At 36.8% G+C, this 16308-nt stretch carries 21 protein-coding genes; 11 read left to right on the top strand and 10 right to left on the bottom strand.

The genetic code is table 11. From position 1 onward, the window contains the following. Positions 1–99: 99 nt before the first annotated feature. A complete protein-coding gene (locus DSM106972_RS42640; protein WP_127086390.1) occupies positions 100–306 on the bottom strand; it encodes a type II toxin -antitoxin system TacA 1-like antitoxin in 207 nt (68 codons plus the stop codon). 394 nt (positions 307–700) lie between these two features. Here DSM106972_RS42640 and DSM106972_RS42635 point away from each other — a divergent pair, with 394 nt between their 5' ends. After that, entirely contained in the window at positions 701–901 is a 201-nt protein-coding gene (locus DSM106972_RS42635) for a hypothetical protein (RefSeq protein ID WP_127086389.1), read from the top strand. After that, positions 894–1100: a hypothetical protein gene (locus DSM106972_RS42630; RefSeq protein WP_019491496.1), complete on the top strand. Its 207-nt coding sequence runs from the start codon at positions 894–896 to the stop codon at positions 1098–1100. The genes DSM106972_RS42635 and DSM106972_RS42630 overlap by 8 nt, the downstream gene beginning before the upstream one ends. Before the next feature lie 178 nt (positions 1101–1278). Here the strand turns inward: DSM106972_RS42630 and DSM106972_RS42625 are convergent, their stop codons facing one another. Beyond that, a complete protein-coding gene (locus DSM106972_RS42625; protein ID WP_127086388.1) occupies positions 1279–1608 on the bottom strand; it encodes a winged helix-turn-helix transcriptional regulator in 330 nt (109 codons plus the stop codon). A gap of 107 nt (positions 1609–1715) precedes the next feature. On the opposite strand from DSM106972_RS42625, the gene hemJ reads away from it, so the two are divergent. The 5 genes from hemJ to relB all read left to right on the top strand — a co-directional run bounded on the left by hemJ (position 1716) and on the right by relB (position 4096). Continuing rightward, positions 1716–2255 carry a protoporphyrinogen oxidase HemJ gene (hemJ, locus tag DSM106972_RS42620; protein ID WP_127086387.1) on the top strand — a complete coding sequence of 180 codons (540 nt, stop codon included), beginning with the start codon at positions 1716–1718 and terminating at the stop codon, positions 2253–2255. After that, positions 2252–2794 (top strand): GNAT family N-acetyltransferase, encoded by a 543-nt coding sequence (locus DSM106972_RS42615; protein ID WP_127086386.1) that lies wholly within the window; start codon positions 2252–2254, stop codon positions 2792–2794. Before hemJ ends, DSM106972_RS42615 begins: the two co-directional genes overlap by 4 nt. Positions 2795–2830: 36 nt before the next feature. After that, positions 2831–3361, top strand: a complete 531-nt coding sequence (locus DSM106972_RS42610; protein ID WP_127086385.1) for a GNAT family N-acetyltransferase — start codon at positions 2831–2833, stop codon at positions 3359–3361. Positions 3362–3436: 75 nt separating this feature from the next. Next, positions 3437–3724, top strand: a complete 288-nt coding sequence (locus DSM106972_RS42605; protein WP_233787136.1) for a type II toxin-antitoxin system RelE/ParE family toxin — start codon at positions 3437–3439, stop codon at positions 3722–3724. 57 nt (positions 3725–3781) lie between these two features. Then, positions 3782–4096 (top strand): type II toxin-antitoxin system RelB family anti-toxin, encoded by a 315-nt coding sequence (gene relB, locus DSM106972_RS42600; RefSeq protein WP_127086384.1) that lies wholly within the window; start codon positions 3782–3784, stop codon positions 4094–4096. A 45-nt stretch (positions 4097–4141) separates the two neighbouring features. Here relB and DSM106972_RS42595 read toward each other — a convergent pair whose 3' ends face one another. After that, positions 4142–6724, bottom strand: a complete 2583-nt coding sequence (locus tag DSM106972_RS42595; RefSeq protein WP_127086383.1) for an ATP-binding protein — start codon at positions 6722–6724, stop codon at positions 4142–4144. Positions 6725–6864: 140 nt separating this feature from the next. Between DSM106972_RS42595 and DSM106972_RS42590 the strand changes: the two genes are divergently transcribed. Then, the gene (locus tag DSM106972_RS42590) at positions 6865–7188 is read left to right on the top strand and encodes an OsmC family protein (RefSeq protein WP_201800856.1); all 324 of its coding nucleotides are present in this window, start codon (positions 6865–6867) and stop codon (positions 7186–7188) included. A 45-nt stretch (positions 7189–7233) separates the two neighbouring features. Here the strand turns inward: DSM106972_RS42590 and DSM106972_RS42585 are convergent, their stop codons facing one another. Beyond that, the gene (locus DSM106972_RS42585; protein WP_127086382.1) at positions 7234–7608 is read right to left on the bottom strand and encodes a type II toxin-antitoxin system PemK/MazF family toxin; all 375 of its coding nucleotides are present in this window, start codon (positions 7606–7608) and stop codon (positions 7234–7236) included. Next, positions 7587–7787, bottom strand: a complete 201-nt coding sequence (locus DSM106972_RS42580; protein ID WP_233787135.1) for a hypothetical protein — start codon at positions 7785–7787, stop codon at positions 7587–7589. The genes DSM106972_RS42585 and DSM106972_RS42580 overlap by 22 nt, the downstream gene beginning before the upstream one ends. 166 nt (positions 7788–7953) lie before the next feature. Between DSM106972_RS42580 and DSM106972_RS51815 the strand changes: the two genes are divergently transcribed. Both DSM106972_RS51815 and DSM106972_RS42570 read left to right on the top strand, forming a co-directional pair. Beyond that, positions 7954–8955: a phosphotransferase gene (locus tag DSM106972_RS51815; protein ID WP_158632966.1), complete on the top strand. Its 1002-nt coding sequence runs from the start codon at positions 7954–7956 to the stop codon at positions 8953–8955. Positions 8956–8968: 13 nt separating this feature from the next. After that, positions 8969–9493 (top strand): hypothetical protein, encoded by a 525-nt coding sequence (locus tag DSM106972_RS42570; protein ID WP_127086380.1) that lies wholly within the window; start codon positions 8969–8971, stop codon positions 9491–9493. Here the strand turns inward: DSM106972_RS42570 and DSM106972_RS42565 are convergent. The 3 genes from DSM106972_RS42565 to DSM106972_RS42555 form a co-directional block, all read right to left on the bottom strand. Further along, positions 9459–9773, bottom strand: coding sequence for an alpha/beta fold hydrolase family protein (locus tag DSM106972_RS42565; protein ID WP_127086379.1), 315 nt, complete (start codon positions 9771–9773; stop codon positions 9459–9461). The two genes, DSM106972_RS42570 and DSM106972_RS42565, sit on opposite strands and share 35 nt — an antisense overlap. A gap of 31 nt (positions 9774–9804) precedes the next feature. Continuing rightward, entirely contained in the window at positions 9805–10503 is a 699-nt protein-coding gene (locus DSM106972_RS42560) for an alpha/beta fold hydrolase (RefSeq protein WP_127086378.1), read from the bottom strand. 140 nt (positions 10504–10643) lie between these two features. Beyond that, entirely contained in the window at positions 10644–11285 is a 642-nt protein-coding gene (locus DSM106972_RS42555) for a glutathione S-transferase family protein (RefSeq protein WP_127086377.1), read from the bottom strand. Between the two features lie 699 nt (positions 11286–11984). Between DSM106972_RS42555 and DSM106972_RS42550 the strand changes: the two genes are divergently transcribed. Further along, on the top strand, positions 11985–15029 hold the full coding sequence (locus tag DSM106972_RS42550) for a pentapeptide repeat-containing protein (protein ID WP_127086376.1): 3045 nt from the start codon (positions 11985–11987) through the stop codon (positions 15027–15029). Positions 15030–15052: 23 nt separating this feature from the next. On the opposite strand, the gene DSM106972_RS42545 is transcribed toward DSM106972_RS42550, so the two are convergent. Beyond that, on the bottom strand, positions 15053–15892 hold the full coding sequence (locus DSM106972_RS42545; protein ID WP_127086375.1) for a sulfurtransferase: 840 nt from the start codon (positions 15890–15892) through the stop codon (positions 15053–15055). Beyond that, positions 15892–16209, bottom strand: coding sequence for a DUF6220 domain-containing protein (locus tag DSM106972_RS42540; protein ID WP_127086374.1), 318 nt, complete (start codon positions 16207–16209; stop codon positions 15892–15894). Before DSM106972_RS42540 ends, DSM106972_RS42545 begins: the two co-directional genes overlap by 1 nt. Positions 16210–16308 lie beyond the last annotated feature (99 nt).

The following is a 16308-nucleotide window of genomic DNA, read 5'->3' as shown; positions in this document are numbered from 1 at the left end:
TTGGCAGGTCAACATATGACTCTTGAAGAAGTTGTTCAAGTTGCTTTTTAAAAAGATTGAGAGATTTATTTTCGTGCCTAAGAAACTCGTTTTCGCTTCTTAGGCTACTGATTCCCCCACCTTCTTCTCCAATGCTTCTATACGTTTTGCAAGGTCAACAACTCGTACATTGCTACCATCGCCCAAATAATCGTCTATCAGGTTAAGTATTACGTCTGTGATGCCTTTACCTTCTAGCTCTGCTTTTCTAACAAGCGCATCTTTCTTTTCAGGAGAAATGCGTACATTGATTCTAGTTTCTTTCATAAGCTTTTTCCCATATCACATTTTAAGACTATCAATTTAACCTCTGGGATAACAACTGTATTGTAATCTCGATATTTAGTCTCGTGAATGGGATGCATATGTGATAACATTGGGATGTAGTAAAAATAAACCCTCTTCCCAATGTACGGTTACACAAGACAACTCATCACTATTAACGCCCTTTTATGTATCTGGCGAGAGAAAAATAATATGCTAACCTTGAATCTGTCTTAAATCCTTGATTCTAAATCTTGTTTCCACGTCGAGGCTAAAAATTCTGATTTTTGACCAAGTACGGAAAAACAAGGGTTTTAATTTTTATCTAGCGAGAGTAATAGAAGAGCGTTAAGAAGGGCGGCAAGTGTAGAAACACAAGTGTAGTACAGGAGTGCCGATGAACCAAACGACCAAAAATGCATTGCTTCAAGCGTATATAAATCTTCAGAAAATAGTTGAAGATTTGTACCTTGCATCTGATAAAGCAATAGAAAATGGAGAAGATGCGGATGCTAGTCTACTTGGGGCACAAGCTGAACAAGTATTTGAACGAGCAGAAGCCATAAGTTCTGTAATTTCGGAGCAAGAAGATGGATAGAACTGAAATAAAAACGTTGTCGAAACAGGCTAGAGACTTAAGTAAGCAAGCCAACGAGCTTATTCAACAAGGTAAATATAAGGAAGGGCACGCTTTAATGCATCAAGCTGTCGAAGCTGGTCGCAAATGTCGGCAGCTTATTAACCAGCCCAAAATAGACAAGGGTTTGGAAATTTTAGAGCAGATGCATAAAAATTAACCAAACCTCAACTTTAAACTTAAACAGGCGCCTTACTTGTAACCTGCAAGTAAGATGCCTGTAAAGCAATGGCAGCATTAGGCTGGATATACTGGGCGTAATCCAACATTAACGTTTTTGCCCTGTATTATAATAATAATTGTAACAATTGCTTCATTAAAATCGGCGCCATTAATAGTCAAGTTATCTGACTGCTATTACCATACCAACGCACAGCTATTTCATAGAGATTATCTAGCGCTCCTGATAACTCATTTGCGCGTTCTGTCAAGGTATAGGTTACTTGCGGTGGAATTGTTGGTTCATGGTGACGGTGAAGCATACCAATTTCTTCGAGCATTCGCAGTCTATCTGTAAGAACCTTTGTTGATATCCCGTCAACTTTACGTCTTAGTTCGCCAAAACGCAAAGAACCGTTTGTGTACAGAACCCATAAAATGTACAGCGTCCATTGTCCAGCAAGTTGGCTTAAAAGTATTTCTAGGGGGCAACATTTTGGCTCAGTCATAAAATGCCTAATAGTTTCTTTTTGTTAGTTAGTTACCAAATGGTAGCTACTTTACTTTAGTTACTATTTTTTTTTAATGTCTAGATATAACTCCCACTGAGCAAGTTATGGCATACCTCTGGTTTAAGTCATTTCACATAATTGGTTTTGTTGCGTGGTTTGCTGGCTTATTCTATTTACCGCGTCTTTTTATATACCATATTGAAGCCTTTGAAAGACAAGAGCCTGTCAAAACTGCACTTAAACAAGAGTACAGCCGTATAGAAAAGCTGCTCTACAATCTAATTATGATGCCAGCAATGTTATTTACAATTGCGATGGCGATTGGGATTATTTCTACTGAACCAGATGTATTAAAGCAAACATGGCTTCATGTAAAGCTTTTATTTGTGGCTTTGTTAATAGCTTTTCATTTTTACTATGGATGGTTAATTGGTAAGTTGGAGATGGAGACTTGTTCTATTACCAGTTTACAAATGCGGCGCCTAAATGAAGTGCCTACCATATTGCTTGGTTTGGTGGTGTTGCTTGCAATTTTCAAGAATAACCTACCAACAAGTATTACAGCTTGGGGAACAGGCATTGCTGTTTTAACCTTTGCAATAATTATCCAACTTTATGCACGCAGGCGCGAAGCGTCAAAATGAAACTTATCAATACAGAAACCATATTAGAAACACAACGCTTGCTTCTCGAACCATTGAAACTATCTCATGCAGTAAATATGTATTATTTACTTCAAGATGAGCGTATTTATGAATATATTCCTACATTGGCGCCTGCTTCACTCGAAGTATTAGAGCAACGCTATCAGAAATTAGAAACACGTCTATCACCAGATGGTACTGAAGCTTGGTTAAACTGGGTGGTTTATATTAAAGAGTATAAAGCTTACGCTGGTTATATCGAAGCAACTGTACTACCAGGAGTTGCAAAGATTGCGTATGTGTTGGCGCCTCAATTTTGGAAGCAGGGGTATGCATATGAAGCATGTAAGTTTTTACTATCTATTTTATGGAGAGATTATAATATTACTGAAATAATAGCCGAAGTAGACACACGCAATTTAGCATCATTTCGATTGCTGGAACGTTTGGGATTTATACGTATCGAGACACGAAAAGATGCAGATTTTTTTAAAGGAGTTTCTAGTGATGAGTATATTTATCATCTGACCCCTTCCTGATAATTTATAAAATAATCTTTAATCATAAAATAGCTCATGATTATACGAGAGATTACTTTTAACGATGTGCCTGCAATTGCACAAATTCACGTAGATACTTGGCGAACAACTTATCGAGGTATTATTCCAGATGAGTATTTAGCAACTCTTTTATATGAGAAGAGAGAAAGCGGTTGGTATCAAATTCTTAATAGCGCACCAGAGAATGGGGATTTTATATATGTTGCAGAAAATGAATTAGGAGAAGTAATTGGCTTTGCTAATGGAGGACTAGAGCGCTCAGGGGACTCTATATATAAAGGTGAGTTAAAAGCCATTTATATTTTACAAAACAGTCAACGAAAGGGGATTGGTTGCCGTTTGGTTCAAAATGTAGCTCTTAAACTTAGTCAGGCAAATATCAATTCAATGCTAGTTTGGGTGTTAGAAAATAATCCTGCATGTCGATTTTATGAAAAACTTGGAGGAAAACAAATTTATTCAAAGCAGCTTGAAAGGGGTGGAGCTATGCTCACTGAAGTTGCTTATGGTTGGACAGACACAACAGCAATTATTAAATTTTGTTAAGCGAAATCACATAGCGGACAACTGGTTATTATTCGACTATTGAGTTAATATATCAGATATGATATAAATGTTGCTATGGATGGAAATGATAAACCTTTAGTATGGTTGCATGGTGAAATCAAAACTCCCCCATTTAGCCAAGATGCACGTATTGAAGTAGGTGTACTACTAAGACGATTACAGCAAGGTGAAAATCTAGGAATGCCACACTCAAGACCGATGCCAAGTATTGGAGCGCATTGTCATGAATTAAGAGTTAGGGATGCTGATCAAAATTGGCGAATTATCTATCGGATTGATGATGATGCGATTTTGTTATTGAAGTCTTTAATAAAACTACTAGATCAACACCCGATAATGTAATCGAGAAATGTCAAAAACGACTTAGTAAATACGATAGTAACACACAGGATTAATTTTATGGATGAAAAGAAAAAAGAACGCTTAGAAGCAAAAGGTTGGAAAGTTGGTGGTGTTGAAGAGTTTTTAGGACTTACACCTGAAGAAAATGCTTTAGTTGAAATTAAATTAGCTCTGAGCCGTAATTTAAAGCAAAGGCGGCAAAAAATTATGACACAATCAGAGCTAGCTGAGAAAATTCAGTCTAGCCAGCCTCGTGTTGCTAATGCTGAAAATGCTGATGCTTCAGTTTCGATTGAATTATTAATACGTGCGATATTGGCAACAGGTGCAACAGTTCAAGAAATAGGACAAGTTATTGCTGATGCTGGGTAATTAAATTAACTACCAAAAGGCAAAGAAATTACTTGTATTATTTTATTAGTTATTAGAGTCAAGCATTTTTATGATGCATTGAACGAGCTTAATAGGGTCAATAGGTTTGGAAAGGTGCTGTTCAAAACCAGCACTTAAAGCTAGTTGCTGGTCATATTCTCCAGCGTAGGCAGTTAGTGCGATTGCCGGAATTTTTCCTCCTTGAAAAGTTGGAAGCTGGCGAATTTGGCGCATTAATGCATATCCATTCATCTCTGGCATTCCAATATCACTAATTAAAATGTCAAATGGTATGGTGGAGAGGATTTGTAAAGCGGCAAATGCTGAAGAAACGGCAATTACTTCTGCTCCTGCTTGTTCCATTGCAAAGGCTACGATGTCGCGTGAATCTGCTTCATCGTCAACAACCAAAATCTTTTTGTTGGTTAGAGGAAGAGAAGATAAAGGGATATTTAAATCTATTGTTTCTTTATTATTAGTATCAACTGTGTTTAACAAAGGTAGTTCAACCGTAAATATGGCGCCTTTGTTTTCACCCAAACTCTCAACCCAAATTCTACCACCATGTAACTCAGTAATTTGACGGGCAATTGCTAACCCAAGTCCTAACCCACCAAACTTGCGTGTAATGGCAGAATCTTCTTGACGGAAATGCTCGAATACGTATGGTAAAAATTCAGGGTTAATTCCTTTACCCGTATCGGTAATTTTAATTTGGGCTAAATCGTTTGCTTGTGTAAGGCAGATCTCGACTTTTCCCCCAGTTTGTGTAAATTTGACTGCGTTTGATAACAAATTCCATATTACTTGTTGCAAGCGACCCGCATTGCCGTAAACTTGTGGAGCATTAGTTTCAATAACTTCAATTTGAATTGCTTTCGCTTCTGCTGACAAGCGAACGGTTTCGAGTGCCGCTGAAATCACAGAAGATAAATTTACAGGCGCCGGCGAAAGGGTGAGTTTGCCGCGCATAATGCGGCAAATATCGAGCAAGTCATCGATTAACTGAGTTTGCAGTCGGGCATTGCGCTCAATCGTAGCAAGTGCTTCAACTGTTTTTGCTTCGTTTAACTTGCCACTGCGTAATAATGTCGTCCATCCTAAAATCGGGTTAAGCGGCGACCGTAACTCATGCGACAACACCGCCAAAAACTCATCTTTAATTTGGTTTGCGTGTTCAGCAGTTTCCCGTGCAGTTTGTTCTCTTTGCAGAATTTTTTCTCGTTCGGCTTCAATACGCTTTGCTTCACTAATATCTTTAAAAATTAGAGCAACTTTTCGGCTCGACTCCTGTCCAACGCGGAAAGCATAAACATCAAACCAACGGTTTATTTCTTCGGCGCCATTTTCAAAACGAAGGGGTTCGCCCGTCATCGCAATTTTACCATAAATTTCAAACCAATGTTCTTCAAGATTTGGAACGAGTTGACGCGCTGTTTTACCAGGCGCCTCTCTAAGTCCCGTTTGTTTCTCGAATGCTGGGTTAACTTCCAAAAAAAGATAATCAAAGGGCTTGTTATTTTCATCAAAAAGCATTTCGATAACGCAAAAGCCTTCGTCAATAGACTCAAACAGCGTTCGATAGCGTTCCTCAGATTGTTGCAGTTCTACAAGTGATTGTTTACGCCCAGTTATATCACTGTAAATCAGCGCGAACTTTCTGTCGTTGTCTTCTTCAATTTTATAAGCGTAAATATCAAACCAGCGATTTAAACCCGGAACAAAGTTTTCAAATCGAACCGTCTCGCCACCAATTACCACTCGTCCGTATATTTCAAACCACCAATCCTCAATCTCTGGAATCAGATTGCGGATGGTTTTTCCAATTGTTTTCTCTGCTGTAAGTCCAGTCATTGTCTCATGAGCAGGATTAACTTCGAGTATCCGCACATCAAAGGGTTTGCTGTCCTCTAAAATAAGTTCGCACAGCGCAAAGGCTTCACCCATCGAATTAAACAGCCTACGATATTTTTCTTCCGATTCGCGCAACGCTGCTTCTACCCGTTTGCGCTCAGTAATTTCAGCTTGCAACACATTATTAGTAGTAAGCAATTCTAATGTTCGTTTTTGTAACAAGCTGGCAGCCGTAAAATCTGCTAGGCTCATCATTACCCGTACATCTTCTAGGTCAAACTTTCGCTGCTCGTTATGGGACACAATCCAAATTGTGCCAAGTGCTTGGTCATCACTAGCGAAAAGAGGTAAAACTAAGGTTTCGACAATTTGCGGTTTAGCTTCTTCAAAATAAGTAAAGTATCGATGTGGGTAAGAAAAAAGTTGAGCGGCGCCGCGTGAAAGACAAATTCCACATGGACTAAAATGACAGGGCGCCGTACCACCTTTATTAGCTGCTAACGCTCCTGCTAACGCGACCCAACGAAAAACTTGTTCATTGCTGGGTGTTTGTTCAAGTAAACTAACTCCTGCGCTTCCTGCTTGACACAAATCTAAAGCAAGCTCAACTAAATTTTGAAGCATTATTTCAGGCTTTTTAACAAGTTGCCGTGCCAGAGCATGTAGTGCTTGATTTTCTGAATGTAAATTAGGCAGACGAGTCGCTCTATGGGACAACTCCTCCGTAATCACAATCTCATCTAGAGTGGCTGCCTTTAGTTGCTGTGTTTGCATATTTTTTGTAATGGCGCCATTACCCACCTACATTAATATAAGGAAGCATCCAATAAATAATTATTTATTATATCAGTAATATTATTAACTTATCAAGCATCTACCGCCAGGGGTAGATTTAGCAATCAAGGTAGGTAAAAATGTCTGAACATATTGCAATTGTTGAATGGAAGCGCAGTCAAGCAAAGTTTACCGACAACAAATACAGTCGAGAACACACTTGGAGATTTGATGGTGGAATTGAAATTGCTGCATCTGCTTCACCGCATGTCGTTCCTGTTCCATATTCTAATCCTGCTTGCATCGACCCAGAAGAAGCTTTTGTGGCTTCATTGTCAAGTTGTCACATGCTTTTTTTTCTCTCAATTGCAGCAAAAAGCAAATTTGTTGTTGATAATTATATAGATAAAGCAGTTGGGATAATGGAGAAAAACGAAAATGGAGTTTACTTAAGGAAAACTTGAATAATACAGATCACAACTTTTTGGTGGGCTAAAAGTTGTTAATATTCATTCAATCTCAGTTAAACCCAAACTAATTTGAATAGCTTCATTCACACGTTCCATTGATGCAAAAGTAAGTTCTCCCAGCTTTCTAATCAACCTTTGTTTATCAATCGAACGAATTTGATTTAATAATACAACAGAATTTACCGTCATTCCACCCTCTGGTGGTTGAATCAAAACTTCGGTAGGATAAAGCGTTTCGTCAAACTTAGAAGAAATCGCAGCTACAATAGTAATTGGGCTATACTCATTAGAAACATTATTTTGTAACACTAATGCTGGACGAGTCTTCTGAATTTCGGCACCAATAGTAGGGTCAAAGCTAACTAAGTATATTTCTCCACGCTTCGGATGAGTTACTGTACGTTTTGCTGCCATGATTCTTCCTCAAGAGCAAACCAATCATCCGTTATACCAAGGTCTCGTTCTGCATGACGAATAGCGCCTTCTTTTAATTGTTCTCTAAGCCTTTGTTTCTGTATCTGGGCAATGTAATTTTGGATGGCTTCGTCAATAAAGCTACTTCTATCTCCCTTGGGTGCAAACTGGTTAAGCATTTTTAATGTTTTATCCGGTAACGTAATGTTCAATCGATGATACATATTTTAATACACACTCATAATACACATCTACAATTTATAATACCACGTGTATAGTCAAATAAATATTCTCAGTATTTAATATAAGTGAAGCTCAGTAAATAGAGTTATTATTTATACTAATATGTCAAATATTAAAAACTTACAACTATCAGAGCAAGATATAACTGAAATACTTTTACCTTGGTCTCTTGATAATCCAACTGTTAAACCAACAAACCAGGGTACAGTCAACACAACTTTTTTTGTAGAGGCGCCAGTTCAAGGTAAATTTGTTTTCAAGATATACGATGACACTACAACAACTGCACAAATTAATTACGAACACTTATTATTAGAGCATCTACAATCATGTCACTTGTCGTTTGCTGTCCCAACTCCTGTACCAAGTAACTCAGGTGAAACATTAATCACAATTAATAAAAATGATAAAATACTACGTGTGGCTTTACTTCCTTTTATTTCTGGTCAAACTGCCGAATGTGAAAATATTCTTCATATTGGCGCCGCAGGTTCAGCATTAGGAGAATTACATAATGCATTAGCAAAATTTGATACTTATAGTAAATTGTCTCAATTACCAACATGGGGCAATCTTGAGAATATTCATCATTTAGTAGCACCGTTAGAAGTACCGCGAATACTTGGATTAGAGTACTCACAAAAACAGCGGATTATTAAAAGTTTAACAGAATTAATTGAAGTGGCGCCGGATTTATATAAAACACTTCCAATTCAAACTACCCATGCTGATTATCTTTGTCCTAATGTTTTAATCTCTGAAAATCGAGTAGTTGGAATTTTAGACTTCGAGTTTGCAACTTACGACTTAAGATTACTAGACTATGTTGCAGCATTAGACCATTTTACTCGTCCACCAAAGCAAGTTCCTAAGAAGGAGAGAATAGAAGCTTTTAGCGCAGGGTATGCTAAACACCTTTCTCTTTCACAATTAGAAATAGAGGAGCTAACATTAACATGGCGATTACAGCAAGCTAGTTGTATAGTTTATTGGACAGGATGGTTTATAGAAAAGAAAGTTACTCATCAAAATGTACTAGATGGAGTGATAAAAATGTTGCAGTTAGAAGATTGGCTGAAAGAAAATACTACATTTTTAACGTAATGAGTAAGAGAGAATGAATCAGGACAATTTAATTTATCTTAAAAATCTATTTAGTAACGGCTTTTTTGGAGCAGTTAGCTTAGGAATGAATTTTACTCAGGTTCGTGCATTACTTGGAGAACCAACTTTTGAGTATCAATACTGTACAGAGCATTTAGAATTATTTTACGGAAATATTCAATTCTCATTTAGAGGTCAAGTTTTGTCCGAAATTTGTTGGGTGCCTAATCATCTCACTTATAATATTGATTTACCTAGTGTAGGGTCGAAAGCAATTGACCCTTGGATAATTTGGAATGGTTTAACACTGATTGAAGCAGAGAGCGAACTAATGTGCAACGGTATTGAATTTCGTAAAGTTACAGTCCCAAAATACTTGACATTTGAAAGTGATAGTGTTATAGAGTTAATTACGATTTGCAACGCTCGACTAATATTCAGAGGTTATCTCAACTGGTTTTTAGAAAAATTCAGTCTATCTAGCCAATTTAAAATGGATACATCTAAAGAAGTTTTTCTTGAATATTATAATTATTGAAGCTTTGGTCATAACGTCCGGCGCCTTTACAACGAGCTTCATCAACAACCTGACGAATTGCATTAACAACTAGCTCTGGGTCATCTAGCTGTATGAGATGCCCACTTTTTTCAGAGACAATGTGAACTCCATATGGAGATTGATTTGCTAAGTCTACAAGTAATTCTTGTTGAATTTGCATAACTTCTTGCGAGACTCCAAAATCTTGTTTTCCTGCACTTATTACTACTAAAGGAATTGCAGGAAAAGGTTTTGCGGCTCGTGCCTGTTGAACTTGCATTATAGTAGTATTAAATCCAGCAGACTCTTGACTAAAAAGCACGCCAAAACTTAGTTTGAGCGTAAACTACTTTTGCTTGTGCTTGAGAGGAGACAGGAAACTTTTTAAATAAACCAGGCGCCAAGGGTAAATAATCTAATAATACAAGTAAGCGTAGTAAACCAAGGCGAGCAGCAACGGGTAAAATATTTATTGCTAACCAGTCAAATTGCTCATTTAGTGTCACCATTGCAGGAGGAAATCGCTCATAAAGCATTTCATGAGTCACGTCAACCAAAACCATTCCAGCGACTTCTTCAGGATATTCGTAAGCAAACAAACGAACTGGCAATCCTCCAAAAGACATACCAACCAAAATATATGGTGGCTTAATTTCTGCTTGTTTTAATAACTGCCTTAGTTCATCAACAATTTGTGCGCTAGTACGAGGTTTGGTACTTAAATCACTCCATCCGTAACCAGCACGGTCATAAGTCAATATTTTAGTAAACTTTGCTACTTCAGATTGGACTAATTGCCAATCTAAACTAGTTGCTCCTTGACCACTTTCGACAACTACTGTTGGACTTCCCTTACCCATTACTTGATAATGCAAGTGATAACCATCAATATCAACTAACTTTCCTGGCGCGTTAAATTGCTGATATTCACGAAGCGTAAAAATTTTCTGAAACGCGGCGCCTACACCTACCAACGCAACTAATGTAATGATGATAATTAGCCAAAGCATTTATAGTCACCAATAAATTATTATTAATTGTATGATGTTTCAGTTACATGTAAAGACGTTACATGTAACGTCTCTACAAAAAATTAATACTATACAATTCAGTGGATTGTCCAAAAGAGAACTTTAAATTTTTTAGTTATTTATGAAATATTGTTGGCAAAGTCATATTGGCCTCCACGCTCAAGCGCGCGTTTATAAGCGGGTCGTGCATGAATACGCTTGACAAACTCTTTAATTTTTGGTCGGTTTTCTATTTGTTTGAGTTGGGCATCTAGCAGTTCGAGAGGAAAACTCATTTGAATATCAGCAGCAGTAAATTCCTCGCCTGCAAACCATGTACTTTTTTGAAGTTCGCTTTCTATAAAGTCATAATGAAGCTTGATTTGAGGTGCAACAAAGGCGCCTATTGCATCACTATCTCCTAGTCCAAAACGGCTCAAAACTAGGTTGATAAGCAGTGGTGGCATTGCAGAGCCTTCAGCATAATGTAGCCAATAGGTATAACGTAGACGTTCTGGAGTATCAGGCGCCGGAATTAATTTACCATTACTGTAATGATTTACTATATATTCGGTTATTGCACCCGACTCAGCGACTGTAATATCTCCGTCTGTAATTACTGGGGACTTACCGAGTGGATGAACTTGGCGTAGTGAAGCAGGCGCCAGCATAGTTTGTGCATCACGCTCGTAGTATTTAATTTCGTATTCGATGCCTAATTCTTCGAGCAGCCATAGCACACGCTGTGACCTTGAGTTGTTGAGATGATGAACAACGAGCATAAAATATTTCTCCGTGCGTGGCAATTGATTGCTATTAAACTTCGCCTAACCCATAACTTATACAACACAAGAGCATTAAGGTAATTCTACCTCTGGGGGGTTTCAAGTTTTGATACCTGAAAAATTAAATTAATCACATCTTGATTTATATTACAGTCAATTTACTGTACCACTTTAAGAGGATGTTTGAAAAGTCGGCTCAGGTATAAATTGTCCCAAGCGAGTGGAGTCTTACGGAACGTAATGCGGAGCATTTGCCGCAGGCTAGAATCTAGGGTTTTGAACATATACTGAGATGCTACCCTGCGGGAAAACTGCGTTAACGTTCCTCAGCATGACATTCACGGACACTTTTCAAACAACCTCTAAGGCGCATTGGTTTAGATTCAGTGCCAGATTGGCTCTCAACAAGAATAAAGTTTTAAAATAAACATCATTTTTACAAAGAATTTCTGACTCTTGTATATAAAAGAATTGCATAAGTATTTTTGCAATCACAGCAGTAATAAATTTGCTAATTTCTAATAAAAATAGTGTGCAAGTATACTTGAGAAGCTGCCTGGTTAATGATACATACTATAGTAGATTCTTATTAGTAAAATAGATATTTTAAATTTTATAAAACAATAAGTTTCAACCTTGCATTCATGAGATGGCATTCGCTGTTGTGTTTATTTGTTGCAGAGGAAGAACTAAGCTATGACGAAAATTAAGCAGCTTAAAAAATTACTTGATAAATCAGGAAATGTTTTTGAATCTGAAGCACAATTGTCAAAAGCTAGCTTTGAGTTAGCGGTTGCTTTAGGTTGGCTAAATTCTTCTATAAATCCAGTTACAGCAAGACTATCTTTTGTTGGATTAACAAAAAAAGGGTTAAAACTTTATCAGAACAAAATACGAAAGCAACTTGACATCGCAGAATGGGTAGAAATTGCCTTTACTTTGGCTTACTTAGAAAGTTTTGAAGCTTTAGTTCAAAAGAATGATTGGTTGAAAGTAAAAATTAGTGAAATGGTTTCATACCAAGAATTATTTTATAAATATAAAAATTTAAATAATTACCCAGATATATGTAAAGAATCTAATCAGCTAAGAGAAGAAACTCAGCATGAAATTAAGCAGTGGCAAGATAAAATTAAAAACGCAGTTACTAAAATAGAACGAATTAATTATAATCATGAGTTAATTCAAGAAGCTCTAACAAACTTTTCAGAATCGCCATTAGGAAGCGCACTAACTAATCTACTGTCAATTTATCTTGAGCAAACCAAACTCGATATATATATTCTTTCTATTATAACAGGATGGGTAACTTGGGAAACTCAAAAACTTGTTAAATCACTGTTATGCGATGAGCAAGAGAATTTTGCCGCGCAAGCCAAGCTATACATAATAGCAGCACAGGAAAGCAAAATAAATAAAAAATTTGAGAGTATTGAATCTTACCTAACTGAACATATCTGTACTGGTGATGGCGACTCGTGGCAAGTTTTTGATAAAGTAAAAATTCCTGATATCTACATACCACTTAAATGTCATCTGCTCAATTCCAATGGCAAAAAAAAGGAACATGTACAATCAGTTGATTTAAATACCTGGGTTTTTGAACAGCTTACAGACCCAAACAGAAATAACCAAGTAATATTTATTCAAGCTGAGTCAGGACGAGGAAAAACTGTCTTCTGTAAAATGTTTGCGAGTTGGTTACAAGAACATTTGCATCCTATTTATACACCTATATTAATTCGACTACAAGATATTGATACTTTTGATATTGATGTTGAGAATATTCTCCGCATGGCTATTAAAGAAGATTTTGTTCAACATCACGATGATTGGTTAACTAATTGTCATACAAGATTTTTGTTTATATTAGATGGTTTTGATGAATTGCGTTTGAAAGGAAAAAATTCTGGAAGTATTGAAAAGTTTATTAGAGAAATAGGAAACTATCAAGAAGAGTGTCAAACACGCACGAATCTTGGACACAGATTTTTAATTACAGGTAAAAAATCAGCTTTGCATAGTATCGAAGAATTTATGCCCAATAATTTAGAACGGGTAGAAATTGCTTTGATGGATAACCGTCTTCAAGAGCAATGGCTAAATAAATGGGGTAAATTAGTCGGGCAAGACAAAGCTAAAGCGTTTAAAGATTTTTTACAACTAGAAAACTGTCCACACATATGGAAGTTGTCACGAGAACCACTATCATTACATCTTTTGGCAGTAATGCATCGGGATGGAAAATTAGTTTCCAAGATGTTTGAAGGAGTTAGTAGCAGTGTTCGTGCCAAAATCTTGATTTATCAGACTATCTTAAATTCAGTATTAATACAAGTTCAAGAAAATAATTATAGCCTTAGTAACAAATTGAATATTAACGACTTGCGACGTATTTTAACCGAAGCTGGATTATGTGCTATCCAATCTGGTAGGGAAATAGTTTCAATTACAATGATTGAGGAACGTTTGAAAGGTAGTGCCATAAATAAAAAATTAGATAAAGCTGGATGGCGCCTAAGTGAAAATTTTTTAGATAATGCTATAGTATATAACCTGCAACTTATTCCAGATTCTGAAACAAACGCAGGATATATAAAATTTGTTCATAAAAGCTTTAGCGAATTTTTATATGCCAAAAGGTTAGCTGAAAGTTTGAGGAAATGGACGCAAGTCAACCTGTTCAGTAAAGACCAACAACCTCTGATTACTGATAACCAGCTAACAGAGGAGGTTTATGATTTATTGTATTACTCCGGTCTCACACCAGAAATTGTTGAATATTTAATAGCTTTGCTTGATTATGATTGTAATCAGATAAATTTAATAGATACATTATTTAAACGCTTAAAACACTTTTATACTTACTGGTGTAAAGGAAGGTTTATCAATGCTTATCCCCAAAACTTTCCTCAAAATAAAATATTACACACAAAAGCGCTAAGTTTCTCTGGACTGAGAGAAATAGATATATATACTGGGCTAAATGTGATGATTCTGCTTTCAGAATTATATCGTTATGCTCAAGTACAAGATGCTTTAAAGGATAAAATTATTTTTTATCCTTGTGGACAAAAAGATAGTGATTATTTTGAAGATGATTTATTCTTTTGTATAATCAGCTATAGCAATAGTATTGATGCACATACTTTTTTAGACACACTGGGATACTTTCTTAATAATGCACAACTTAGCGGCGCCCAGCTTAGTAATGTAAACCTTAGTAGTGTACAATTTCGTAGTGCAAACCTAAGTGATGTAAATTTCAGTGATGCCAACCTGAGTTTTGCAGACCTAAGTGGCGCCAACCTTAGTTCTACAGATTTAAGTAATGCAAATCTAAGTAACGCAAACCTAAGCAACGCAAATCTTGATGGTGCCAATTTAAGTAACGCAAATCTAAGCAACGCAAATCTAAGCAATGCAAATCTAAGCAACGCTAAACTTAACCACGCCAAACTTACTTATACAGACCTCAGAAGTGCAAACCTCTACGCTGCAAGTTGCTATGAAGTCAACTTCAGTGGCGCAACTCTCTGTAGTGCAACGCTTAATTATGCCAGATTTAAAGGCGCCAATTGTAATCACACAGATTTTAGTTGTGCTGACTTGACAAATACAAACTTTACAAATGCACAAAATTTAACTACACAACAAGTCAAAGCTGCTAGTAATTGGGATAAAGCCGAATACAGTCCTGAATTTTTACAAGCAATTACTAACAGCAATGAAATAGAATAGATTTCTTGCTTGTCCTACAAGATTTATACATCTACATCAATAGTATTATTAGAATGTTGGCTCCACTCATTCCATGAACCATCAAAATTACGAACGTTCTTGAAACCCAGTAAATATTTCAGAACAAACCAAGCGTATGCAGAACGTCCACCAATGGCACAGTAAGGAAATATTTCTTTATCAGATGTAACTCCCTTACTTGTAAAAATACTTTGCAGTTCATCGAAGGATTTAAAAGTTCCGTCTTCATTCAAGGTTTGTATATGCTCGATATGCACAGCACCTGGAATATGTCCTGCACGCTCTGTTCCTTCAGGTGGTTTCATCATATAAACTTCACCCTTAAATTCTTGAAGTGTACGCACATCTAATAATACTCGTTCTTTTTTATCAATTGATGACTGAACCTCTTCATAAAAAACCCTTAAGCTATTATCAGGAGCAGTTGCGCGGTACTGAGTTGGTGTGAAAGTTGACAAATCTTTGGTGACAGGGCGCCCGGATGCTACCCATTTTTGATGTCCACCGTTAAGAACGCGCACATCTTTGTGTCCAAATAATTTTAATAGCCAAAATATCCAGGCGCCCGTTCCAGGGTAACTGCCATAAGCAACTATAGTTGTGTCATTTGTAATACCTGAGTGTGAAAGTAATTTCTCTATATTACTTGTTTCTAAATTCATACTGAAGTTTGGCTGTAGTAAATCAGTCATGTAATTCCAAAAGATGGCGCCGGGAATATGAGCATCTTTATATGGGTCTGGACTAGCATCTACTTCCACAATGCGAACATTGGGATTGTTGAGATTATCTTCTAACCATTGCGTATCAATAAGAACTTCAGGGTGAGCGTATTCAGACATTAGTTTTCTCCTTGAGGTGACTTCAGGTGGATAGTTATAAATTGTAGTCCTAGAAGTACTAAAGTACTTATTACTAGTTTCCGCACTCGTTGGGGGAAAGGGCTGATAAAGACCCACAAAAGCATGATTGGCACCAGTACACTATATTCATGCACTAGAAAGACATGTATATTCCACCACTCAGGGTTGTAAAAGTATGCAAGTCCAACAGTTAAGACTTGGGCAACTAAGCAAAGATTCAAAAGTAAAGCCATAGCATAAAAACCAAACTGGCGCCAGTTAGTAGTCTGGACGTTACTAGTAAGATTAATAGTCATATCTAAAGTTGTGCTGAGATGGAAAGTTGTAAGATTGGTGAGTTAAAGCTAATATAGTGTTGACTAATAAACCTTGCCTAGTCCTCGAAAGTGTACAAA

It is taken from the genome of Dulcicalothrix desertica PCC 7102 (genome assembly GCF_003991905.1).
GTDB classification, from domain to species: domain Bacteria; phylum Cyanobacteriota; class Cyanobacteriia; order Cyanobacteriales; family Nostocaceae; genus Dulcicalothrix; species Dulcicalothrix desertica.
This window is presented reverse-complemented; position numbering and strand designations above follow the sequence as displayed.

Excerpts from the sequence above, each read along its gene's own strand:
- DSM106972_RS42640 (WP_127086390.1), bottom strand. The coding sequence starts at position 306 with ATGAAAGAAACTAGAATCAATGTACGCATTTCTCCTGAAAAGAAAGAT.
- DSM106972_RS42635 (WP_127086389.1), top strand. The coding sequence starts at position 701 with ATGAACCAAACGACCAAAAATGCATTGCTTCAAGCGTATATAAATCTT.
- DSM106972_RS42630 (WP_019491496.1), top strand. The coding sequence starts at position 894 with ATGGATAGAACTGAAATAAAAACGTTGTCGAAACAGGCTAGAGACTTA.
- DSM106972_RS42625 (WP_127086388.1), bottom strand. The coding sequence starts at position 1,608 with ATGACTGAGCCAAAATGTTGCCCCCTAGAAATACTTTTAAGCCAACTT.
- hemJ (WP_127086387.1), top strand. The coding sequence starts at position 1,716 with ATGGCATACCTCTGGTTTAAGTCATTTCACATAATTGGTTTTGTTGCG.
- DSM106972_RS42615 (WP_127086386.1), top strand. The coding sequence starts at position 2,252 with ATGAAACTTATCAATACAGAAACCATATTAGAAACACAACGCTTGCTT.
- DSM106972_RS42610 (WP_127086385.1), top strand. The coding sequence starts at position 2,831 with ATGATTATACGAGAGATTACTTTTAACGATGTGCCTGCAATTGCACAA.
- DSM106972_RS42605 (WP_233787136.1), top strand. The coding sequence starts at position 3,437 with ATGGATGGAAATGATAAACCTTTAGTATGGTTGCATGGTGAAATCAAA.
- relB (WP_127086384.1), top strand. The coding sequence starts at position 3,782 with ATGGATGAAAAGAAAAAAGAACGCTTAGAAGCAAAAGGTTGGAAAGTT.
- DSM106972_RS42595 (WP_127086383.1), bottom strand. The coding sequence starts at position 6,724 with ATGCAAACACAGCAACTAAAGGCAGCCACTCTAGATGAGATTGTGATT.
- DSM106972_RS42590 (WP_201800856.1), top strand. The coding sequence starts at position 6,865 with ATGTCTGAACATATTGCAATTGTTGAATGGAAGCGCAGTCAAGCAAAG.
- DSM106972_RS42585 (WP_127086382.1), bottom strand. The coding sequence starts at position 7,608 with ATGGCAGCAAAACGTACAGTAACTCATCCGAAGCGTGGAGAAATATAC.
- DSM106972_RS42580 (WP_233787135.1), bottom strand. The coding sequence starts at position 7,787 with ATGCTTAACCAGTTTGCACCCAAGGGAGATAGAAGTAGCTTTATTGAC.
- DSM106972_RS51815 (WP_158632966.1), top strand. The coding sequence starts at position 7,954 with ATGTCAAATATTAAAAACTTACAACTATCAGAGCAAGATATAACTGAA.
- DSM106972_RS42570 (WP_127086380.1), top strand. The coding sequence starts at position 8,969 with ATGAATCAGGACAATTTAATTTATCTTAAAAATCTATTTAGTAACGGC.
- DSM106972_RS42565 (WP_127086379.1), bottom strand. The coding sequence starts at position 9,773 with ATGCAAGTTCAACAGGCACGAGCCGCAAAACCTTTTCCTGCAATTCCT.
- DSM106972_RS42560 (WP_127086378.1), bottom strand. The coding sequence starts at position 10,503 with ATGCTTTGGCTAATTATCATCATTACATTAGTTGCGTTGGTAGGTGTA.
- DSM106972_RS42555 (WP_127086377.1), bottom strand. The coding sequence starts at position 11,285 with ATGCTCGTTGTTCATCATCTCAACAACTCAAGGTCACAGCGTGTGCTA.
- DSM106972_RS42550 (WP_127086376.1), top strand. The coding sequence starts at position 11,985 with ATGACGAAAATTAAGCAGCTTAAAAAATTACTTGATAAATCAGGAAAT.
- DSM106972_RS42545 (WP_127086375.1), bottom strand. The coding sequence starts at position 15,892 with ATGTCTGAATACGCTCACCCTGAAGTTCTTATTGATACGCAATGGTTA.
- DSM106972_RS42540 (WP_127086374.1), bottom strand. The coding sequence starts at position 16,209 with ATGACTATTAATCTTACTAGTAACGTCCAGACTACTAACTGGCGCCAG.